Here is a 17670-nt window from a genome sequence, read left to right on the forward strand (position 1 = left end):
ACTACTCCGGCCGCCCCGCGTGGAGCGCTTCCCGCAGGAGACCCTCGATGTCTTCGCGGCCGACGCGCTTCGCCTCGATCTCAATCTTCTCTCCCTGCTCGCCCTGGACGAGCAGCCGGATGTCGGATCGGCGCGGCTGGGCCAACCACGCCTTGAGTGAGGCCGCGAGGACGGACACGACACCGCCCGAACCGAGTGCCACCATCAGGGTGTCAGCCGCCGATCCCATCTCGCCGGGGCGAGGAAGGGGCGCGTCCAGTCGGACCCGTCCCGCCAGGTCTGGTTCACCCTTGAGCCAGTCGGCGAGCGATTCAAGTTCCGGTGCTTGGTCGCTTCCCCTGATCGAAAATCGCACGTCCATGCATACTCCATGATGCAGCTTGGATGCGTTGGGTGATTTGTGGGGTTTGCTGTAGTTCACTAGATGCCTTGCGACCACGGTAGTTCACCGTGCGCTATGAGGCCACCTGTGACAATAAAGGCGCTGAAGCAACGGAGGAGCCCCAGGAAAGCCCAGAACGATCAATGAATCGCTCCAAGGCGGAACCACCGAGGAACGGTTCGAAAGTTTTCCTCATCCACGACCGCGGCCCCATCTTCACCGGCGCCTTCGACGAGGCGTCCGAAGCCGATCGACCGGATCGTCAGGATCCTGCCATGGACGCCACGGATGAACGCCATCTGGCAGCGCGTCATCGTCATCCTTTGCCGCGAGCTCGGCGAACCAGCGTTCGACCAGGTTGAGCCAAGACGAACTGGTCGGGGTGAAGTGCAGGTGGAAGCGGGGTGGCGGAGCAGCCACTTCTTGACGGCCTCGGTTTTGTGGGTGGCGTAGTTGTCCAGCACCAGGTGCAGATCAAGGGAGCAAGTCGAGCAGGTGGTGACCAAGACGCTGAAGGAGAGGCCGTGCGCCGACACCCACTGGTCGACGCGGTCGATATCGGCGGCGACCGAGATGTCGCAGTCGGCGGTCTCGCGGATCTGACGGGCGTTCGGCCTCAAGCCGCACACCGTGCAGAACTGGAAGTTGTCGAACGACCCCGCAGTTCGTCGACAAGGTCCGCGACATGGTCGGGCTGTACCTGGACCCGCCGCGAACGCGCTCGTGTTCGCGGTGGACGAGAAGAGCCAGATGCAGGCGATTGACCGCGTCGCCCCGATCATGCCCACCATCCCGGCGCGGATGACCCACGACTACGTCCAGCACGGCACCACACCAGCCTGTTCGGCGCCTTGGACCTGGCGTTGAGGTCGGTGATCACCCAGCACTGCCGGTGGCAATCGCCACCGCGAGTTCCTGCGGTTCCTCAAGCTCACCGACGCCGCCGTGCCCAAGGCATCGCTGATCATGCGCGGCCGGCCGAGGCTCGGCTCATCGGTCAGGCCCTCCAGCCGATCGGCCAGGAACCGGGACCGTCATTTGGACACCGTGTTGCGCGAGGTCCCGGCCTGCTCGGCGACCCGCGCGATCGTGCTGCCTTCGGCAGCCGCCTCCGGCACGGCATGCACGAGGGTCGCATCCAGGGCCTGGTATGCGGCCCCTCTCCGCCCACACGACACTGATATCCCCTCGGTACGCCCCCGGTGTGAACCATGAGTTCCTTCGCTCTCGGCCCCCGGGGGGCCGAGAGCGAAGGAACTTTGTCGATAGGTGGTCAGTGCAGCCGACCGGCGCGGTCCTCAACGCACGCGCGGGGAACGAAGTACCAGTTGGAATCGTGGACGCCGAACCCGGCGTGGCGGTGGGCGGCGCTGTTGTCCGAGTGCCCATCGCGGACCAACACCCAGTTGCCATCTCGGCGGACGGCCGCCGCGTGCGCGGGGCTGAGGCGTTGCCGTACTGGCGCACGCGCTCGCGCTGGGACGATCCCCGCCTGCGCGGGGCTGAGCATGTGGTGGCCGGGCAGCGGTGAAGCACGTCGGGCGATCCCCGCGTGCGCGGCTGAGCCGAGTGCCGGATGACCTAGCCACGGTCGCCTCGGACGATCCCCGCGTGTGCGGGGCTGAGGGGCGGTGGGTGGCGAGGTGGTTCAGGTCGGCGGGACGATCCCCGCGTGCGCGGGGCTGAGCCGTCTCCCCAGTGTCGTGGGGGACGGGGCCGTGGACGATCCCCGCGTGCGCGGGGCTGAGCTGCTGCGCGGCGTGCGGGACCTGGCGGGCGCGGGACGATCTTCGCGTGCGCGGGGCTGAGCAGGCGCTCACGATGGAGCTCGAACAGCGCGTCGGACGATCCCCGCGTGCGCGGGGCTGAGGTGATGCGGTCGATGCAGCCGTCGCGTGCCCAGGGACGATCCCCGCGTGCACGGGGCTGAGTGGAAAGAGCGGTTCCGCGCCCCGGGGCTCGGGGGACGATCCCCGCGTGCACGGGGCTGAGCTCAAGCGCGGCGCCGAGACCGCGCACCTCAACGGACGATCCCCGCGTGCGCGGGGCTGAGTTCCCGTAACGCTCGCGGGAATCATCCTCGCAAGGACGATCCCCGCGTGCGCGGGGCTGAGACGCGCCCGGCATGGTCGAGGCGTGGAACGCGCGGACGATCCCCGCGTGCGCGGGGCTGAGGCGACGCGTTGCCGCAACGCTCAGCAGGGTCGCGGACGATCCCCGCGTGCGCGGGGCTGAGCGCCTCTACGCCACTACGGAGCGATGATGAGCCGGACGATCCCCGCGTGCGCACGCGGGGATCGTCCCCCGGCTAATTTAGCGAGCCCCCGCACCCCTGGCTCAGCCCCGCGCACGCGGGGATCGTCCCTGCTGCGTGGTCCTGTGCAAAAGGGTATGGCCCTCAGCCCCGCGCACGCGGGGATCGTCCCGCCTTCGCCCACACCTGCAGCGCGTTCAGCTTCTCAGCCCCGCGCACGCGGGGATCGTCCACTTCGCCGCCCAGGCTGAGGGCGCGACCGGGTCTCAGCCCCGCGCACGCGGGGATCGTCCTGTCACGGCGGTGACCTTCAACGCCTACGCGCGCTCAGCCCCGCGCACGCGGGGATCGTCCATCCTTGGGTGTGAGGTCCGGGACGTGTCCACGCTCAGCCCCGCGCACGCGGGGATCGTCCCGTCCGGGAGGTCCCGATCTCCCGGCACTACGACTCAGCCCCGCGTACGCGGGGATCGTCCGTTCGCTGGGCGAACACCTACCTATCACCTAGGCTCAGCCCCGCGCGGGGATGGTTCGGCAGCAGCTTCTTATAGAGCTGCTCAGTAATCGTCGGCCCCGCGCACGCGGGGATGGTTCGCACATCTTGGCCATCTGCGACCGGACGATGGTGTCGGCCCCGCGCACGCGGGGATAGTTCCCCGGCCGTCGGCGTCGCCGATCGAGTCCATCGGTCGGCCCCGCGCACGCGGGGATGGTTCCTCGTACTCGCGGCGGCCGCCGGCATCGCCCGCGTCGCCCCGCGCATGCGGGGGTGGTTCGTTGCCCTCGTCAAGGTCACGTGCGGCGGCCGCGTCGGCCCCGCACACGCGGGGATGGTTCGCGCGCCAGGCCGTCCGCTCACCGAAGAAGACCGTCGGCCCAAAGCACGGGGGGCATCGTTCTGGTCATCTTGATGTACTCAACTGCGCTCGTTGCCAGCCCCGCGCATGGGGAGGGTACGACGACCAGTAGGCGCGACGGACGTTCCCACGGACGCCTGTACACGATCGCTGACGAACCATATCGGCTCGTTCTCTGTTCGGCGGTTTCGAATAGACTGACACGAAGCGGGATGAGGCGGCACGGTGATGGTGCCCGATGTTCTGATACAAGAGCAGCCGATCTCTAATCCGCAGGTCGTGCGTCATTGTCCAGGGCCCCACACTCCGGACGCGGCACGACTCGAGCATGGATTGCATCGTCCACGCCATGGTTTCCGACATGCGTGCGTGCATCCTGTCAGCCTTGCACTCCGCTCCCGGCGGAGAAGCCGACACGGGTACGCCGACAAGCGTCGACCTACGGCGGATCCGATACCGAGTTCCGAGCGGGAGCAAGGCGAAGAAGAAATTTTACCTAAGGCCCCTCTGCAGTCACGTGCGTGACAGTAACGTTGAGCCCGCACATAGATTTCCCATCTGCATGCGGGCTCGTTTCAGATTCGACGGCCTGGCCGCGGGCTATGCGCCAACCAGAATGTGGTAGGGCGCGACGAGCGGTGAATGGGCGGGCCATGTGCTGTCGGGGCGTGTCGCCCCTCGGACACGTACCGACCGCACATGTGGGGGCTCCGGAATCACACGGGCCTCCACTTCGTGTTTCTGGGGATAGTAGGTCATCGTCAGGCCCAACTTCTGATAGAGGTCGGCTTTGTCTTCGGGGTCGGCGTTGATGGCCAGTTGCGCCAGGTCCCCGGTTCGCTCGAGCATGTCGGCGATCTCCTCCCGGGAGATGCCCGAGCCGCGCGGAGTGGCCTTCGCCTCGCGTTCCAGGCGGGCGCGTTCCTGCTTGACGTCGTTGATCCAACCGGTGACCTCCGCCGGATCGGCTCCGGCGTCCAGCGCAGCCCGGTACTGGATGAGCTTGCGATCGCATCGCGTCTGTTGTTTGCGCAGGTCCGCTGCTCTCTGTGCATCGGGGTCGGTCATCTTGGCGGCCATCATGTCGATAACCGACGCGATGCGGTCCGGTGTGAACGCGGTCGCCAGCCACCCGTCGACCTCGCCGAGGATCTCCGCTTCGCGCAGGTAGACGACCTTGGGATGGGCGATCTCGTTCACCATGGCGTACTCGGCAGGGAAACGGCACCGGTAGTAGGCCTGCTGGTTGTTCCAGTTCCCCTGCATCTTGCGCGTGCAGTAGCCGCAGTGCAGGCATCCTCGGAAGACGTAGGGACGCGAGGTCGGGTTGCCCTTCTTGGAGTAGGAACCGCGCGCTCGTGACTGCCGGAGCTGCTGGGCTCGTTCGAAGTCCTCGGTGCTGATCAGTGCGTCGTGAACCTTGTACTCCGACCAGATCCAGTCGGAGCGGTCGTTCCATCGCATCTTGGTGGTGTGGCCGAGGGCGACGTCATCGACGTCGATGAGGACTTCGTCCTTGCGTTGCTTGTTCCAGATCTCCCGGCCGGTGTATCGGGGGTTGCCGACGATCGTCCTGACGGCCGATTTGGACCAGGCGAGTTGGTTCCGGTGTGGGTTACGGACCGGGTCGCTGGCGGAGGGGCATGGGATGCCCTGCCGGGTAAGTTCCTCGGCGATGTCCAGCAGCCCGCGTCCCTGCTGCTTGATGTACTGCGCGAAGATCCACTTCACCACTAGGGAATGGACCGGGTGTGCCTCCAGCCGCTTCAGCCGCTTGCCGTCAGCGGCCTTCGCAGGGTTGGGGTGCGGACCGGCGTCCACTAGTGTTCTGCGCCTGAAATCCGTTGTGTAAATCTATGCTGGGCCGATGGCGAGGACAGGACGGCCGAAGACGCCGTTTCGGTGACCGCGGCCGAGCGGGCGGAGTTGGAGCGTGGGGCGCGGGCGGCGACCTCGACGCAGGCGTATGCGTTGCGGTGCCGGATCGTGCTGGCGTGCGCCCAGCCGGGGGCGTTCCACACGCATGTGGCCGCCGAGCTGGGCGTCTCACCGCCGACGGTGGCCAAGTGGCGTCGCCGGTTCATCGAGCACGGCCCGGCCGGGCTGGCCGATGAGCCCCGCCCCGGGCGTCCGCCCTCGATCCTGCTGGACAAGGTCCAGGAAGTGGTCACGCTCACGCTGGAGCAGACCCCGCCGGGCGCCACGCACTGGTCGAGGGCTTCGATGGCCGAACGCACCGGGCTGTCGCGTTCGACGATCGGGCGGATCTGGCGACGGTTCGATCTCAAACCGCACCGGGCCGACACCTTCAAGATCTCCACCGACCCGCTGTTCGTGGAGAAGGTGGTGGACGTGGTCGGGCTCTACCACCATCCGCCCGAGCGGGCCGTGGTCCTGTGCGTGGACGAGAAATCGCAGATGCAGGCCCTGGACCGGTCACAGCCGGTGCTGCCGATGATGCCGGGCATGCCCGAACGGCGCACCCACGACTACGCCCGGCACGGAACCACCAGCCTGTTCGCCGCGTTCAACATCGCCGACGGCACCGTCATCACCGAACTGCACCGCCGGCACCGCGCGACCGAGTTCAAGAAATTCCTGGTCGCGATCGACAAGGCCGTGCCCGCCGAGTTGGAGGTGCACCTGGTCTGCGACAACCTGGCCACCCACAAGACACCGCTCGTCCACGAGTGGCTGGCCCGCCACCCCCGCTTCCACGTGCACTTCACCCCGACCGGGTCGTCCTGGCTCAACCAGGTCGAACGCTGGTTCGCCTACCTCACCACCCAGCTCACCCAACGCGGCGTCCACAAAAGCGTCCAAGCCCTCGAAGCCGACGTCCGCGCCTGGATCCAGCGGTGGAACACCGACCCCAAACCGTTCGTGTGGACCAAGACCGCCGAAGAGATCCTCGACTCCCTCGCCCGATATCTACAACGGATTTCAGGCGCAGAACACTAGGGCGTGTTTAAGAAGTGGTCTTGGTGAGGGCTCGGAGCCAGATGTCGATCACGGCCACCTCGATGGTGGCCTGGTAGCGGACGGCGAGCTTGTCATAGCGGGTCGCGACCGCCCGGTGCTGTTTCAGCAGGTTGATCCCGCACTCCACGGCATGGCGGAGCCGGTAGGCATCGGGGTCGAACACCGGCGGGCGCCCTCCGGCCGAACCCTTGGCCTTGCGGTGGGCCTGCTGATCGGCTTTCACCGGAATGGTGGCCGCGATCCCGCGACGGCGCAGATGGGCGCGGTTGGCCCTGGAGGAGTACGCCTTGTCGGCCAGCACCCGGTCCGGGCGGGTGCGCGGCCGCCCGCGCCCGGACCGGGCGACCCGAACCCGCCCCAGCACCGGGACAAACTGCGGGCTGTCCCCGCGCTGCCCGGCGGTGATCAGCACGGACATCGGCTTGCGGCCCTGCTCACACGCCAGATGGATCTTGGTGGTCCGGCCGCCGCGCGAGCGCCCCAGCCCGTGATCGGGCGGCTCGTCCCCGGTGGTTCGACCTGCCCGCTCACGTCGTGGCGGGCGCCCGCGGCGTGCTGGTGGGCCCGATTGATGGTCGAGTCCACCGAAACACTCCAGATGATCAGCCCGGCGGCGTCGGCGAAAGCCATCAGCTTCGCCCAGACCAGCGCCCAGACCCCGGCACGCTGAAAGCGGCGGAACAGGTGGTAGACCGACTGCCAGTGCCCGTACCGCTCGGGCACGTCACGCCACGGCGCACCCACACGAGTCCGCCACCGGATGCCGTCCACCAGCTGCCGGCGTGACCACTTGGGTGGCCTACCCCGTCGTCCACCACGCGGCAGCAGCGGTTCCAGCCTCCGCCACTGCCGGTCGGTCAGGTCCTTGCGCGCTCCGATCGATACGCTGGGCACGAGGTCTCCGGTGTTGATGGTCTTCTTGGTCGTTGATCCATCTACCGGAGACCTCACTCGTCTCCAGACGCGACATGCCGCCCGAACCAGACTTTCTAAACAGGGCCTAGGTGTCCGGATCGGGGTCGGCATTTCGCGTGAAATGCCGCACAACAGGCCGGACACGTCCAAGGGGGCAGATCCCCGCGAGATGTCCGTGCCTGCGCGCCGGGCCGGAAGGAGAGGGCTTGCCTCCTCGAATGAGAGAGTTCACTGCGCGTCCGGGGCCGTCCTGCTGCTCCGTGTGAGGTGGTCGCCGACGCGGTGAGGCCCGCGGCGGGTCCAGCGGGCGGCGAAGCGGCCGGAGCCGGAGGTGACTCCGGGGACCTCTGGCCAGTGTCCTGCCCGCCTGGCCGGTTGGGGTCGGCCAGGCCGGGGGACGCCGACAGGATGCCGATCGCGGTGACGTCATTGGCCCGCCCGGGCTATCCCGTAGCCCGCTACGGGATCAGCGGAGGGAGTTGCCTCCGTCGGCGGTGAGTGAGCGGCCCGTGATCCAGGCGGCCTTGTCGCCGCACAGGAACGAGATGACACCGGCGAGGTCTTCGGGGGTGCCGGCGCGGCCCAGCGGGGTGGCGCGGGCGGCGGCGGACAGGAGGCGCTCCGGGTCGGGGCTGATGTCGCGCAGCGCGTCCGTGGCCACCACGCCCCCGCTCACCAGGTTGACGCTGATGCCGTCGCGGCCGAGTTCCACCGCGAGGTAGCGGACGACGGACTCGGCCGCGGCCATGGCGGCGGCGATCGCGGCGTAGCCGGGGACGTGCCTGCTCGTCCCGGTGCTCACGGTCGTCACGACGCGGCCCCCGCCGGTCAGGTGCGGGCGTGCCGCCGCCACCAGGGCGAGGAGGGAGCCGACGCGGGTGGCGAACATCTGCTCGTAGGTGTGCCAGGGCGTGTCGAGGGCCTTTCCCAGTGCCGGCGAGGTCGCGCCGAAGCCTGTGGCGTTGGAGATGACGGCTCGCACGGGGCCGAGGCGTTCACCCGCGGTGCGCACGAACTCCGCGCATTGGTCCCGGTCCGCGACGTCCAGCGCGAAGGCGGCGGCGTGCCCACCGTTGCGGTGGATCTCATCGACGACTTCGGCGGCGGAGTCGGCGTTCCGGTGGTAGCCGACCGCCACGGCGTAGCCGTCGTGCGCGAGCGCGAGCGCGGCCGCGCGGCCGATGCCGCGGCCGGCGCCGGTGATGACGGCGGTCTTCATCGGCGGTCCCCGAAGGTGATGCGGTCGTCGTCGGCCGCCTCGGCGTAACGGCGCCGCGCGTCCTGCTGGAGTTCCCGGGACTCGGGGCCGGCGAGCCGCTCCGCGAAGAGCCCGGCCTCAAGGCGGAGACCTTCGGTGAGCGGCAGCCGGGAGCCCTCGACCAGGGCGCGTTTCGCCGCGGCGAGCGCGGCGGCGGGACGGGACGCCATGCGGCGGGCCAGTCGCGATGCCTCCGCCTGGAAGACGGGGGTGGGGAGTACCCGCTCGACGATTCCGGCCGTCCCGGCCTGTTCGGCGGTGAGGACGTCACCGGACAGGACGACATCGGCGGCTCGGCCCGGGCCGATCAGCCTGGCGAGGCGCTGGGTGCCGCCTGCCCCGGGAATGATGCCGAGCGCGGTCTCCAGAAGGCTGAAGTGGGCGTCGGCCGAGGCCCAGCGCAGCGTACAGGCCAGGGACAGTTCGAGGCCGCCGCCCCACGCCTGGCCGTCGATCGCGGCGATCACCGGCTGCGGGAGGCGCTCGATGCGCCGCATCGCGGTGTACCAGATCCTGGCCCGCGGCACCGGTCCCCGCGACAGTTCGGCGAGTTCGTCCAGGTCTGCGTGTGCGACGAAGTAGCCGGGGACGCCGCTGGTGAGCATCACGACACTGATGTCCGGGTCGGTCTCCAGCCGGACGAGTTCCGCGTCCAGTTCTTCGAGCGCGGCGAAGGTGAGGAAGTTGCGCGGCGGGTTGCGGTAGGTGAGGACGGCGACGCCGTCGCCGTCCTCCCGGGTCCACATCGTCATGTCAGTCCTTGCGTGAGTCGAGTCCGTGCTCGGCGAGGAAGCGCAGCACGGCGTCATTGAAGAATTCGGGGTTGTCCTGGTTGGCCAGGTGGGCGGCGTCCGGGACGACGAGGTACCGCGCCAGCGGGTCCCGGCGTTCCCAGACGGGCATGGCGGTGCGGAAGTTGCCGAGCCGATCGTGTTCGCCGTGCAGCAGCAGTTCGGGTACTTCGATCCGGTACGCGGGCTCGGGGCGGAGGGCACCGACCAGGCTCGCCATGACCGCGACCATGTCCGGGTGCGACATCCTGCTCGCGGTGTCGCGCACGTACTCGCGGACGCGGGGCTCCCGGGCGGACGCCTTGGCCTCCTGGCGGATCAGGGCCTTGCGCGGGTACCAGGGCAGCATGCGGACGACCGCCGCGGCCTGGAGCCGCTCCCGGCGTGACAGCGGCAGGGTGTTCCCGGCGCAGCCCAGCGCGACCAGAGCCGAAACCCTGTCGGGGTGGTGGTAGACGATCTCCTGGGAGAGGTTGCCTCCCATCGACTGGCCGACGAGGACGGTCCGGTCGAGGTCCTCCCGATCGAGGATCGCGAGCAGGTCTTCCATGGCAGCGTTCAGGGACCACGCGGCCCCGTTGGGGATGGAGCGGCCGTGTCCCCGGACGTCCCACAGGAGGATCCGGTGCCGGGCGGCGAACCTCTCGATCTGCGGTTCCCACGTGCGGTGGTCGAGGGTGGCGCCGTGGGTGAAGACGATCGGGGGTCCGCCGCCCGGGCCGCCGGTCCAGTAGTGGATCTCGCAGCCGGTGCGTTGGACGGTCCGGTGCCGCAGCATCAAGGCTCTGCCTCGTCGCCCAAGAGGAGGACCGACGCGCCGTAGTGGACGCTCTGGGTGGACGGTGCGCCGGGTCCGGCCGTGGCGATCGGCTCCCCGTCGCCCTGATTGCGGTCGAAGTGCGGGAAGTTGCTGCTGGACAGCAGCAGGCCGATGCAGTGGCCCTCGCTGAATCGCTGGGCTGTATGTCCGAGGTCGATCTCCAGATGAAGCGGTTCTCCGCGCGGCACGGTGGTGCCCGGGCCGTCGCGGTGGCTCAGCCGGACCATTCCTTCACAGACCGGCAGCAGCCGTCCGTCCGGTAGCCGGTCCACCAGGCGGGCCATCACGTCGGCGTCCGCGGCGTCGGTGGCGAAGGAGAGCCGCAGCCGCACCCGGCCGGTGACGTCGGTGTCCTCGTCGAGCGGCTCACTGAGATAGAGCAGGACGTCAGGTCTCGCGGCGATTCGGCCGAGGTCCAGCGGCCCGGGGGCGAGGCGGCCGAGGTGCAGGACGCGGCCGCCGCGGCTCGGGACCGGGTCGGCCGGGTCGTGGACGTAGCCGTCGGGTTCTGCCGGGCCCGGGTCGGGCACGGCGGTCAGCCTGCCGAGCGGTCCGCCCGCGACCGCGGGACCGGTCAGGTACAGGGCATGGCCGGCAGTGTCCACGGGGGGCCACCGCTCGGCGGTGCGCCATTCGTCCGCGCCCATCAGGAAGTACAGGACGGGGGCGGATTCGCCCGGCCCGTCCAGGCAGCGGCGGAAGAAGTCCAGGTGCCGGGCGGGGAGCCGCGCGGCGGCCGCCGAGGCCGCGACGCCGAAGTTCACCTCGCCCTGCAGATGGGTCAGGGCGCCAGTGTGCGCCCAGGGCCCGACGATCAGCTCGTGCCGCAGGTCCGGGCGCAGCCGCCGCATCTCCAGGTGGCCGCGGATGGTCGCGGTGGCGTAGACGTCGTACCAGCCGGTCACCGACAGGACCGGCACCTCGACGGCCGCGTGGTCCCAGTCGGGCAGGGCCCGGACGCGGCCGTCCAGCAGGTCGCCGATCCGGATCGGGAATCCGGGCAGGTCCAGTTCCGGCATGTCGGCGAGCGGGAGCCGCCGCATCGCCCGCTCCGGGTCGTGGATCAGCGACGCGACCTTCGCGACGAGCGCAGGGTCGGCGTCCGGCCCTTGCCGGCCCAGCCAGTCGGCCGCCATGTAGGCCAGCCACCCGACCAGGTGGTCGAGCCGCAGCGCGCCGCCGGTGTCGCGGACGTCCGCCGCCGCGCCGGTCGTCATGGCCGGGGCGATGCCCCGCAGGTGCGGCGGACGCTCCGCCGCGCCGAGCCAGGCGACGATGCCGAGGTAGGACGTGCCCGCGAGGAACACGTTGCCGTCGCACCAGGGCTGCGCCGCCGCCCACTCCACGGTGTCGTAGGTGTCCTCGGCCTCCTGCTCCCACATGACGGCCTGCCACTCGCCGCCGGAGTCGAAGCGGCCGCGGGTGTCCTGCACCAGGGCGGCGAACCCCCCGGCCAGGCAGTGCTGGGGGTGCAGCGTGTCGGAGCTGATCTGCCGCCGCCCGTACGGCGTCCGGAAGATCACGGCCGGGGCCGGAGACGGGGGCCGCCACAGGTCGCCGCGCAGCAGCACGCCGTCCCGCATCGGGGTTTCGACGCCGCCCTCGATGCGTCCCAGTTCCGTCATCGCACCGCCTTCAGGGTGAGCATCGTCCGGGCCATCTCGTTCCATCCGGCGGTCGCGCCGCCGTCCACGGTGAGGGCGCAGCCGGTGAGGAAGGAACTGCCGGGCAGCGCGGCGAACACCGCGGCGCGGGCCTGCTCCTCGGGGGCGGCCAGCCGTCCGGCGGAGGTGGTCGCGGCGAGGGAGTCGCGGAGCGGGCCGGGCGGCCACAGCTCGTCCACCATGCCGGTGTGCGTCGGCCCGGTGACCAGGGCCACCGCGCGGATCCCCTGCGCGCCGTAGTCGACGGCGACCGACTGCGCAAGGCCGATGAGGGCGTGCTTGGCCATGTTGTAGACCGGGGAGCGTGGTGTCGCCGCCACCCCGCACATCGAGGACGTGAACACGAACACGCCGCCGTCCGCGCGCATGTGCCCCACGGCGGAGCGCACGAGGTAGAAGTTGGCGTCGCAGCACACGCCCATCACCTTGCGGTAGTCGGCGTCGGTGAGGCTGTGCGGGCGGCCGGGTACGTTGACGCCTGCGTTGCCGTGGACGACGTCCAGCCGGCCGTGCCGGGCGACCACCCCTTCGACGACCTCGGCGACCTGGGCGGGATCGGAGACGTCCGCCTGGACGATCCCCTCGCCCGCGGTCAGGTCCACGCCGACGACCTCGGCGCCCACGGCCCGGAAGAGCCGCATCGAGGCCGCACCGATCCCGCTCGCCGCGCCGGTGATCAGGACGACCCTGCCGTCGAGTCGGCCGAAGACGTCGCCGTCCGTCGTGGTCTTGGTCATGGTGTGCCTCCTCAGCGGCCGGTGAACTCGGGGTCGCGCTTCTCCACGAAGGCGCGCGCACCTTCGACCGCGTCATGGACTTCCCTGTTGGTGCGGATGTGGAAGCCGTTCTGGACGCGGAGCGCCTGCTCCAGCGGCTGCCCGTACACCCGTTCGCGCAGCTGCTTGTAGAGCCCGATCGCGCGGGTCGGGCCGGCCGCGAGGCGCCGTGCCTCGGCGAGCACCGCGTCCCGCAGGTCCTCCGGGGGGACGACCCGGGTGTAGATGCCGAGGCGCTCGGCGTCGGCGGCGTCGAGCAGCCCCCCGGACAGGTAGATCTCGGTCGCCTTCGCGGCCCCGACGATACGGGCCAGCATCACGGCGGTGCCGGTCTGCGCCACGTTCACCAGGCAGCTGCCGATCCGGGCCGTGCCCGAGGCGATACGCAGGTCGGCGGCGCAGGCCAGCTCGGTGCCGGCCCCGGCCGCGGGGCCGTTGACCGCAGCGATGACCGGCTGCGGTGCCGTGACGATCGCCTCGACGATCCGCAGGTACACCGGGTCGGCGGTGTCACCGAGCACCGGCGAGTGCCCGCGCTCCCCGGCGATGTGCTCGTCCACCGCGCCGAGGTCGTCCCCGCCGCAGAAGGCGCTGCCCGCGCCGGTCAGCACCACGACCCGCGCCCGCGGATCGGTCTCGGCGCGCTCCAGTGCCCGCAGCAGCTCCTCGCCCAGCGCGCGGTCGAGCGCGTTGCGCCGGGCCGGGCGGTTCATGGTCAGCCACAGCACCCCCGGCGCCGGCCGCGAGACCAGCAGGACCCCGCCGGTTCCGGACGCCGTGCTCCCCTGCCCGTGCGTCATGCTCTGACCATCCCTCCATCGACGAACAATGCTTGGCCGGTCACGTAACCGGCGCTCGTTCCCAGCAGCCACACGACCGCGGCGGCGACCTCCTCCGGGTACCCGCAGCGGCCGAGCGGCAGCCGCGCGGCGACCTTCTCCGCCAGCCCGCGGAGCCCGCTCTCATCGAGCATCGGGGTGTCGATGAAGCCGGGGCACACGGCGTTCGCGCGGACGCCGAGCGGGCCCAGTTCGACGGCGAGCGACCGGGTCAGGCTCAGCAGCCCGCCCTTGCTCGCGTCGTAGGCGGCCTGCCCGGCGAACCCGGTCACCGCGATCGAGCAGACGTTGACGACGGCGGCGCCCGGCTGCCCGGCGAGGGCGGGGGCCGCCTCGCGGGCCAGCCGGAACGGCGCCGACAGATTGATCTCCAGGACGCGCGTCCAGTCGGCGGTGCGGTGCTCGCCCAGCGCCGCGCGGTGCTCCACGCCCGCGTTGTTGACCAGGCCGTCGAGGCCGCCGAGCCGCTCGGCCGCGCGGGCGACGAGCCGCCGCGGCGCGCCGTCCCCGGTCAGGTCGAGCGGCATCGTGTGCAGCCGGCCCTCCACGACCTCGTCGCCGAACCGCCGTTCCAGGCGGCGGCACCCGGCCGCGTCGACGTCGGTCGCCAGCACCCGCGCGCCGTGCGTGAGCAGTTCGGCGACCAGCGACGTGCCGATGCCCCCGGCGGCGCCGGTGACCAGGATTCGGCGGCCCTTCACGCCGCCGCCCCGGAGCGCGCCCGGTGCAGCAGCCGCTCGGCGTTGCCGTGCAGCCAGGCCCGGACGGTGTCGTCCGGCAGGCCGAGCCGGGTGACCTCGGCGGCGAGCGCGGCGGGCGGGCGGGCCTGGGTCCAGCTGGTCGAGCCGAACATGACCCGGTCCCGGACGGGCCCGGCGCCCAGCGTCAGCAGCGCCTCCCAGCCCGATCCCCGGGCCGCCATCCTGGACGGGCGGTGCGAGGAGAACTCCAGGTGGACGTTGGCGTGCCGCTGGGCCACGGCCAGCATCTCGGTGACCCAGGGCCATCCTCCGTGGCCGGCGACCAGGACGAGGCCGGGGTGGGCGCCGGCGATCCGGTCCAGCACGCGCGGTGCCGAGACGTCGATCGGGACGTCGGAGCGGAAGTGCTGCCCGCAGTGCAGCCACACCGGGACGCCGCTGCCGGCGGCGAACCGCCAGAACTCCGCGTGCTCGGGCCCGGACGGGTCGACGCCGTCGAGGAACGGGATCACCGACAGGCCCGTCGCGCCGAGCCCGCCGAGCGCGCGGCGCGCCTCGGCGAGCGCGGCCCGCGGATCGGCGAGGCTGACGCCCGCCCACGCGCTGAGCCGGTCGGGGTGCCGGGCGGCGTATGCGGCGACCCGGTCGTTGACGGTGCCGTCCCTGACGGGCCATGGCCCACCGTGCAGGACCTGATGGGCCACCCCCGTCTCGGCGAGCGCGGCGACATGGCGGTCGATGTCGAAACCGCGTCCGAGGGCGGCGGCCAGCCGCTCCGCCGCCGCGGCCGGATCGCGCGCCGCCTCCGCCGCGACCTCGCCGTGCGTCCGTCCGGTGAGGGCGGCGAGCCGCCCGGCGAACAGGACGAGGTACCGCGGCGCGGCGGTGGCCAGCGAACGCAGATAGGCCGTCCAGCATTCGGTGTCGTAGGCGACCTCGCAGACGTCGATCACCGGTTCACGCATCACGGCCTCCCTTGTGTACAAACGTTTGTTTACCAGATTTCGCGAAGGCAGGTCAATGAACGTTCATGTGGTGATAGCGTCAAAGCGTGGCTACGACACGCTCCCGGACGACCGCCGGCGGTACACCGGCCGCGGCCTCGATGAGCCGGCGGATCCTCGACGAGGCGGCGCGCCTGTTCTACGAGGACGGGTTCCCCGCCACCAGCGTCCGCAAGATCACCGCTGCGTGCGGTGTCACCGCGGGCTCGCTCTACAACCACTACGGGTCCAAAGAGGAAGTGCTCTACGCCATCCTCAAGCGGGCGCACGAGGACTCCGAGGCGCTCCTGGAGGAGGGCCTCCTGCACGGCGGCGACCGGCCCGACCGGCAACTGGCCGAGCTGGTGCAGGAGCTGACGCTCTTCCACACCGAACGGCGCGTCGAGGGCCTCGTCGCCCGGACCGAATGGCGCCACCTCCCGCCCGAGCAGGCCCGCGAGGTCCTGGACGCCCAGCGGCGCGTCCGCCGGATCTTCGAGCGGACCCTGGAACGGGGCCTGGCCGCCGGCCGCTTCCGGCTGAGCGACCCGCGGTCGCCGCGCCCGGCCCAGGTGGACGTGGTCGCCAAGGCCATCCTCGACATGTGCATCAACGCCGGGCAGTGGTTCCGGCCGGAGGGCGCGGTGTCGGCCCGGGAACTCGCCGACCAGTACGCCTTCCTCGCCCTGCAACTCGTCGGCGCCGACCCGCAGCAGACCTGACGCCCGGCGGACGGCCCCGCACGCGCGACGACCGGAGGACGCGCCGGGCGTCGGGGCCGGCGGGTCCTCCGGTCGGGGCGGCTCCGGGGCCGGCTCAGCGGGTGGCGGACGTCCCGCCGATGCGGTCCCGCCGGACGACCACGCCCAGCAACTCGCGGTCGGCCGTGTCCGCCGTGACTCCCTCCGAGCGCAGCCGGTGCTTCTCGACCTTGTTCGTCGGCGTGTGCGGCAGCGCGCCGACCACCCGGACATAGCGCGGCACCATGAAGTGCGCCATGCGCGGGATCAGGAAGCGCAGCAGCTCGGCGGGGTCGACCGCCTCGCCGTCCACGGGCGCGACGACCGCGAGCACGTCGTCCTCGCCGTGCGGGCTCGGCACCGCGACCACCGCGGCCTCCCGGACCGACGGATGCGCCAGCAGCTCGGCCTCCACCTCGGCCGAGGAGATGTTCTCGCCGCGGCGCCGGATCGTGTCGCCCATCCGGTCCACGAAGAAGTACTCGCCGTCCACCGTGCGGAAGGCGTCCCCGGTGTGGAACCAGCCGTTGCGCCAGGCCCGCGCCGTCGCCTCGGGCATCCCGAGGTAGCCGGAGTTCATCGCCCAGGGCTGGGCGGTGCGCAGCACCAGCTCACCGACCTCCCCGTCGGGGACCGCCCGGTCGTGCTCGTCGACGACCCGGGCCTCGACACCCGGCCGCAGCCGCCCGGACGTGCCCGGCACCCCCGGATCGGGCCCGGAGATGATCGGGATCGAGACCTCCGTCATGTTGAACATGGCGACGACGTCGACGCCGAAGCGCTCGGCGAACGCCGCGCTGTCCTCGATGAGCGGGATCATGAAGACGCGCCGGAGCGGGTGCGCGCGGTCCTCCGGTGACGGCGGGCGCTTGCCGAGGAACGTCGCCATCACGCCGAGCAGCGTGACGTGCGTGGTCCCCGTCGCGCGGACGGCCGGCCAGAACGACTCGGTGTCGAACGCGCTCACCAGGCTGATCCCGCCGCCGAACAGCAGCGCGGCGTAGGTCCCGATGGTGCCGCCCGCGTGGAAGAGCGGCAGGTTCACCATGTAGCGGTCGGCCGCCCCGAAACCCCCGAACGCGGCGCGCGCGCACGCCGCGAGCTGGACGTACGAGCACAGGACGCCCTTCGACGGCCCGGTCGTCCCGGACGTCAGGATCACCGCGTACGGGTCCCACGGCCGGGACGGCGCCTCCGGGCGGAATCCCGGGGCCGGCGCCGCCAGCGCCTCCGGGCCGAGCACTTCCAGCCCCGGCGCCTCCGGTCGGGCGTCGCGCGCTCCGAGCACCACCACGCGTTCCAGCGCGCCGGTGTCGATCTCGTCCAGTCGACTCGCCAGATCGGCGTGCACGACCGCAGCCCGCGCTCCGGACAGCCGGATCGCGTGTTCGAGCAGCCCCCCGCGATAGGCGGTGTTGAGCGGGACGAGGGTGCAGCCCAGCAGGTTCGCGCCGAACCAGACGCGCAGCGCGTCGGGCCCGTTCGGCAGCCAGGAGACGACCATGTCACCCGGCCGCGCACCCAGGGCGTACAGCCCGGCGGCGACCCGCTCAGCCTCGGCCAGGGTCTCGGCGTACGTCCACCGCGGCCCGTCCTCGAAGACCGCGTACACCCGGTCGGGGTGCTCCGCGGCACGGCGGACGAGGAGCTCCCCGACCACGCAGCCCTCGGCCTCGGGCACCGCCGGGCCCCACCATTCATCGCTCAT

The 17670-nt window shown here is 71.3% G+C and carries 14 protein-coding genes and 2 pseudogenes; 3 read left to right on the forward strand and 13 right to left on the reverse strand.

The genetic code is table 11. From position 1 onward, the window contains the following. Position 1 precedes the first annotated feature (1 nt). Positions 2–361 (reverse strand): hypothetical protein, encoded by a 360-nt coding sequence (locus HUT06_RS26015; protein ID WP_176198116.1) that lies wholly within the window; start codon positions 359–361, stop codon positions 2–4. A 351-nt stretch (positions 362–712) separates the two neighbouring features. Beyond that, a pseudogene (locus HUT06_RS26020) lies at positions 713–861 on the reverse strand (transposase); the annotation flags it as partial. A 253-nt stretch (positions 862–1114) separates the two neighbouring features. Here HUT06_RS26020 and HUT06_RS45310 point away from each other — a divergent pair. After that, positions 1115–1249, forward strand: a complete 135-nt coding sequence (locus HUT06_RS45310; RefSeq protein WP_302931834.1) for a hypothetical protein — start codon at positions 1115–1117, stop codon at positions 1247–1249. Between the two features lie 2844 nt (positions 1250–4093). Here the strand turns inward: HUT06_RS45310 and HUT06_RS26025 are convergent. Beyond that, entirely contained in the window at positions 4094–5314 is a 1221-nt protein-coding gene (locus tag HUT06_RS26025) for a recombinase family protein (protein ID WP_176198117.1), read from the reverse strand. An 18-nt stretch (positions 5315–5332) separates the two neighbouring features. Here HUT06_RS26025 and HUT06_RS26030 point away from each other — a divergent pair, with 18 nt between their 5' ends. Further along, positions 5333–6454 carry an IS630 family transposase gene (locus tag HUT06_RS26030; RefSeq protein ID WP_176201625.1) on the forward strand — a complete coding sequence of 374 codons (1122 nt, stop codon included), beginning with the start codon at positions 5333–5335 and terminating at the stop codon, positions 6452–6454. A 7-nt stretch (positions 6455–6461) separates the two neighbouring features. Here HUT06_RS26030 and HUT06_RS26035 read toward each other — a convergent pair. The 9 genes and pseudogenes from HUT06_RS26035 to HUT06_RS26075 form a co-directional block, all read right to left on the reverse strand. Further along, positions 6462–7354: pseudogene (locus HUT06_RS26035) on the reverse strand (IS5 family transposase). A gap of 502 nt (positions 7355–7856) precedes the next feature. Beyond that, positions 7857–8609: an SDR family oxidoreductase gene (locus HUT06_RS26040; protein WP_176198118.1), complete on the reverse strand. Its 753-nt coding sequence runs from the start codon at positions 8607–8609 to the stop codon at positions 7857–7859. Next, entirely contained in the window at positions 8606–9400 is a 795-nt protein-coding gene (locus HUT06_RS26045) for an enoyl-CoA hydratase/isomerase family protein (RefSeq protein WP_176198119.1), read from the reverse strand. The genes HUT06_RS26040 and HUT06_RS26045 overlap by 4 nt, the downstream gene beginning before the upstream one ends. A 1-nt stretch (position 9401) precedes the next feature. Further along, on the reverse strand, positions 9402–10217 hold the full coding sequence (locus HUT06_RS26050; protein WP_176198120.1) for an alpha/beta fold hydrolase: 816 nt from the start codon (positions 10215–10217) through the stop codon (positions 9402–9404). Then, positions 10217–11884: a CocE/NonD family hydrolase gene (locus tag HUT06_RS26055; RefSeq protein WP_176198121.1), complete on the reverse strand. Its 1668-nt coding sequence runs from the start codon at positions 11882–11884 to the stop codon at positions 10217–10219. Before HUT06_RS26055 ends, HUT06_RS26050 begins: the two co-directional genes overlap by 1 nt. Beyond that, on the reverse strand, positions 11881–12660 hold the full coding sequence (locus tag HUT06_RS26060) for an SDR family NAD(P)-dependent oxidoreductase (RefSeq protein WP_176198122.1): 780 nt from the start codon (positions 12658–12660) through the stop codon (positions 11881–11883). The genes HUT06_RS26055 and HUT06_RS26060 overlap by 4 nt, the downstream gene beginning before the upstream one ends. A gap of 11 nt (positions 12661–12671) precedes the next feature. Continuing rightward, complete coding sequence (locus HUT06_RS26065; RefSeq protein WP_176198123.1) at positions 12672–13499, reverse strand: enoyl-CoA hydratase-related protein; 828 nt, start codon at positions 13497–13499, stop codon at positions 12672–12674. Beyond that, positions 13496–14239: an SDR family NAD(P)-dependent oxidoreductase gene (locus HUT06_RS26070; protein ID WP_176198124.1), complete on the reverse strand. Its 744-nt coding sequence runs from the start codon at positions 14237–14239 to the stop codon at positions 13496–13498. Before HUT06_RS26070 ends, HUT06_RS26065 begins: the two co-directional genes overlap by 4 nt. Continuing rightward, on the reverse strand, positions 14236–15204 hold the full coding sequence (locus HUT06_RS26075) for an amidohydrolase family protein (protein ID WP_176198125.1): 969 nt from the start codon (positions 15202–15204) through the stop codon (positions 14236–14238). The genes HUT06_RS26070 and HUT06_RS26075 overlap by 4 nt, the downstream gene beginning before the upstream one ends. Before the next feature lie 86 nt (positions 15205–15290). On the opposite strand from HUT06_RS26075, the gene HUT06_RS26080 reads away from it, so the two are divergent. Further along, a complete protein-coding gene (locus HUT06_RS26080; RefSeq protein WP_176198126.1) occupies positions 15291–15944 on the forward strand; it encodes a TetR/AcrR family transcriptional regulator in 654 nt (217 codons plus the stop codon). 94 nt (positions 15945–16038) lie between these two features. On the opposite strand, the gene HUT06_RS26085 is transcribed toward HUT06_RS26080, so the two are convergent. Continuing rightward, positions 16039–17670, reverse strand: coding sequence for an AMP-binding protein (locus HUT06_RS26085; protein WP_176198127.1), 1632 nt, complete (start codon positions 17668–17670; stop codon positions 16039–16041).

The sequence above is a fragment of the Actinomadura sp. NAK00032 genome, assembly GCF_013364275.1.
Lineage (GTDB): Bacteria > Actinomycetota > Actinomycetes > Streptosporangiales > Streptosporangiaceae > Spirillospora.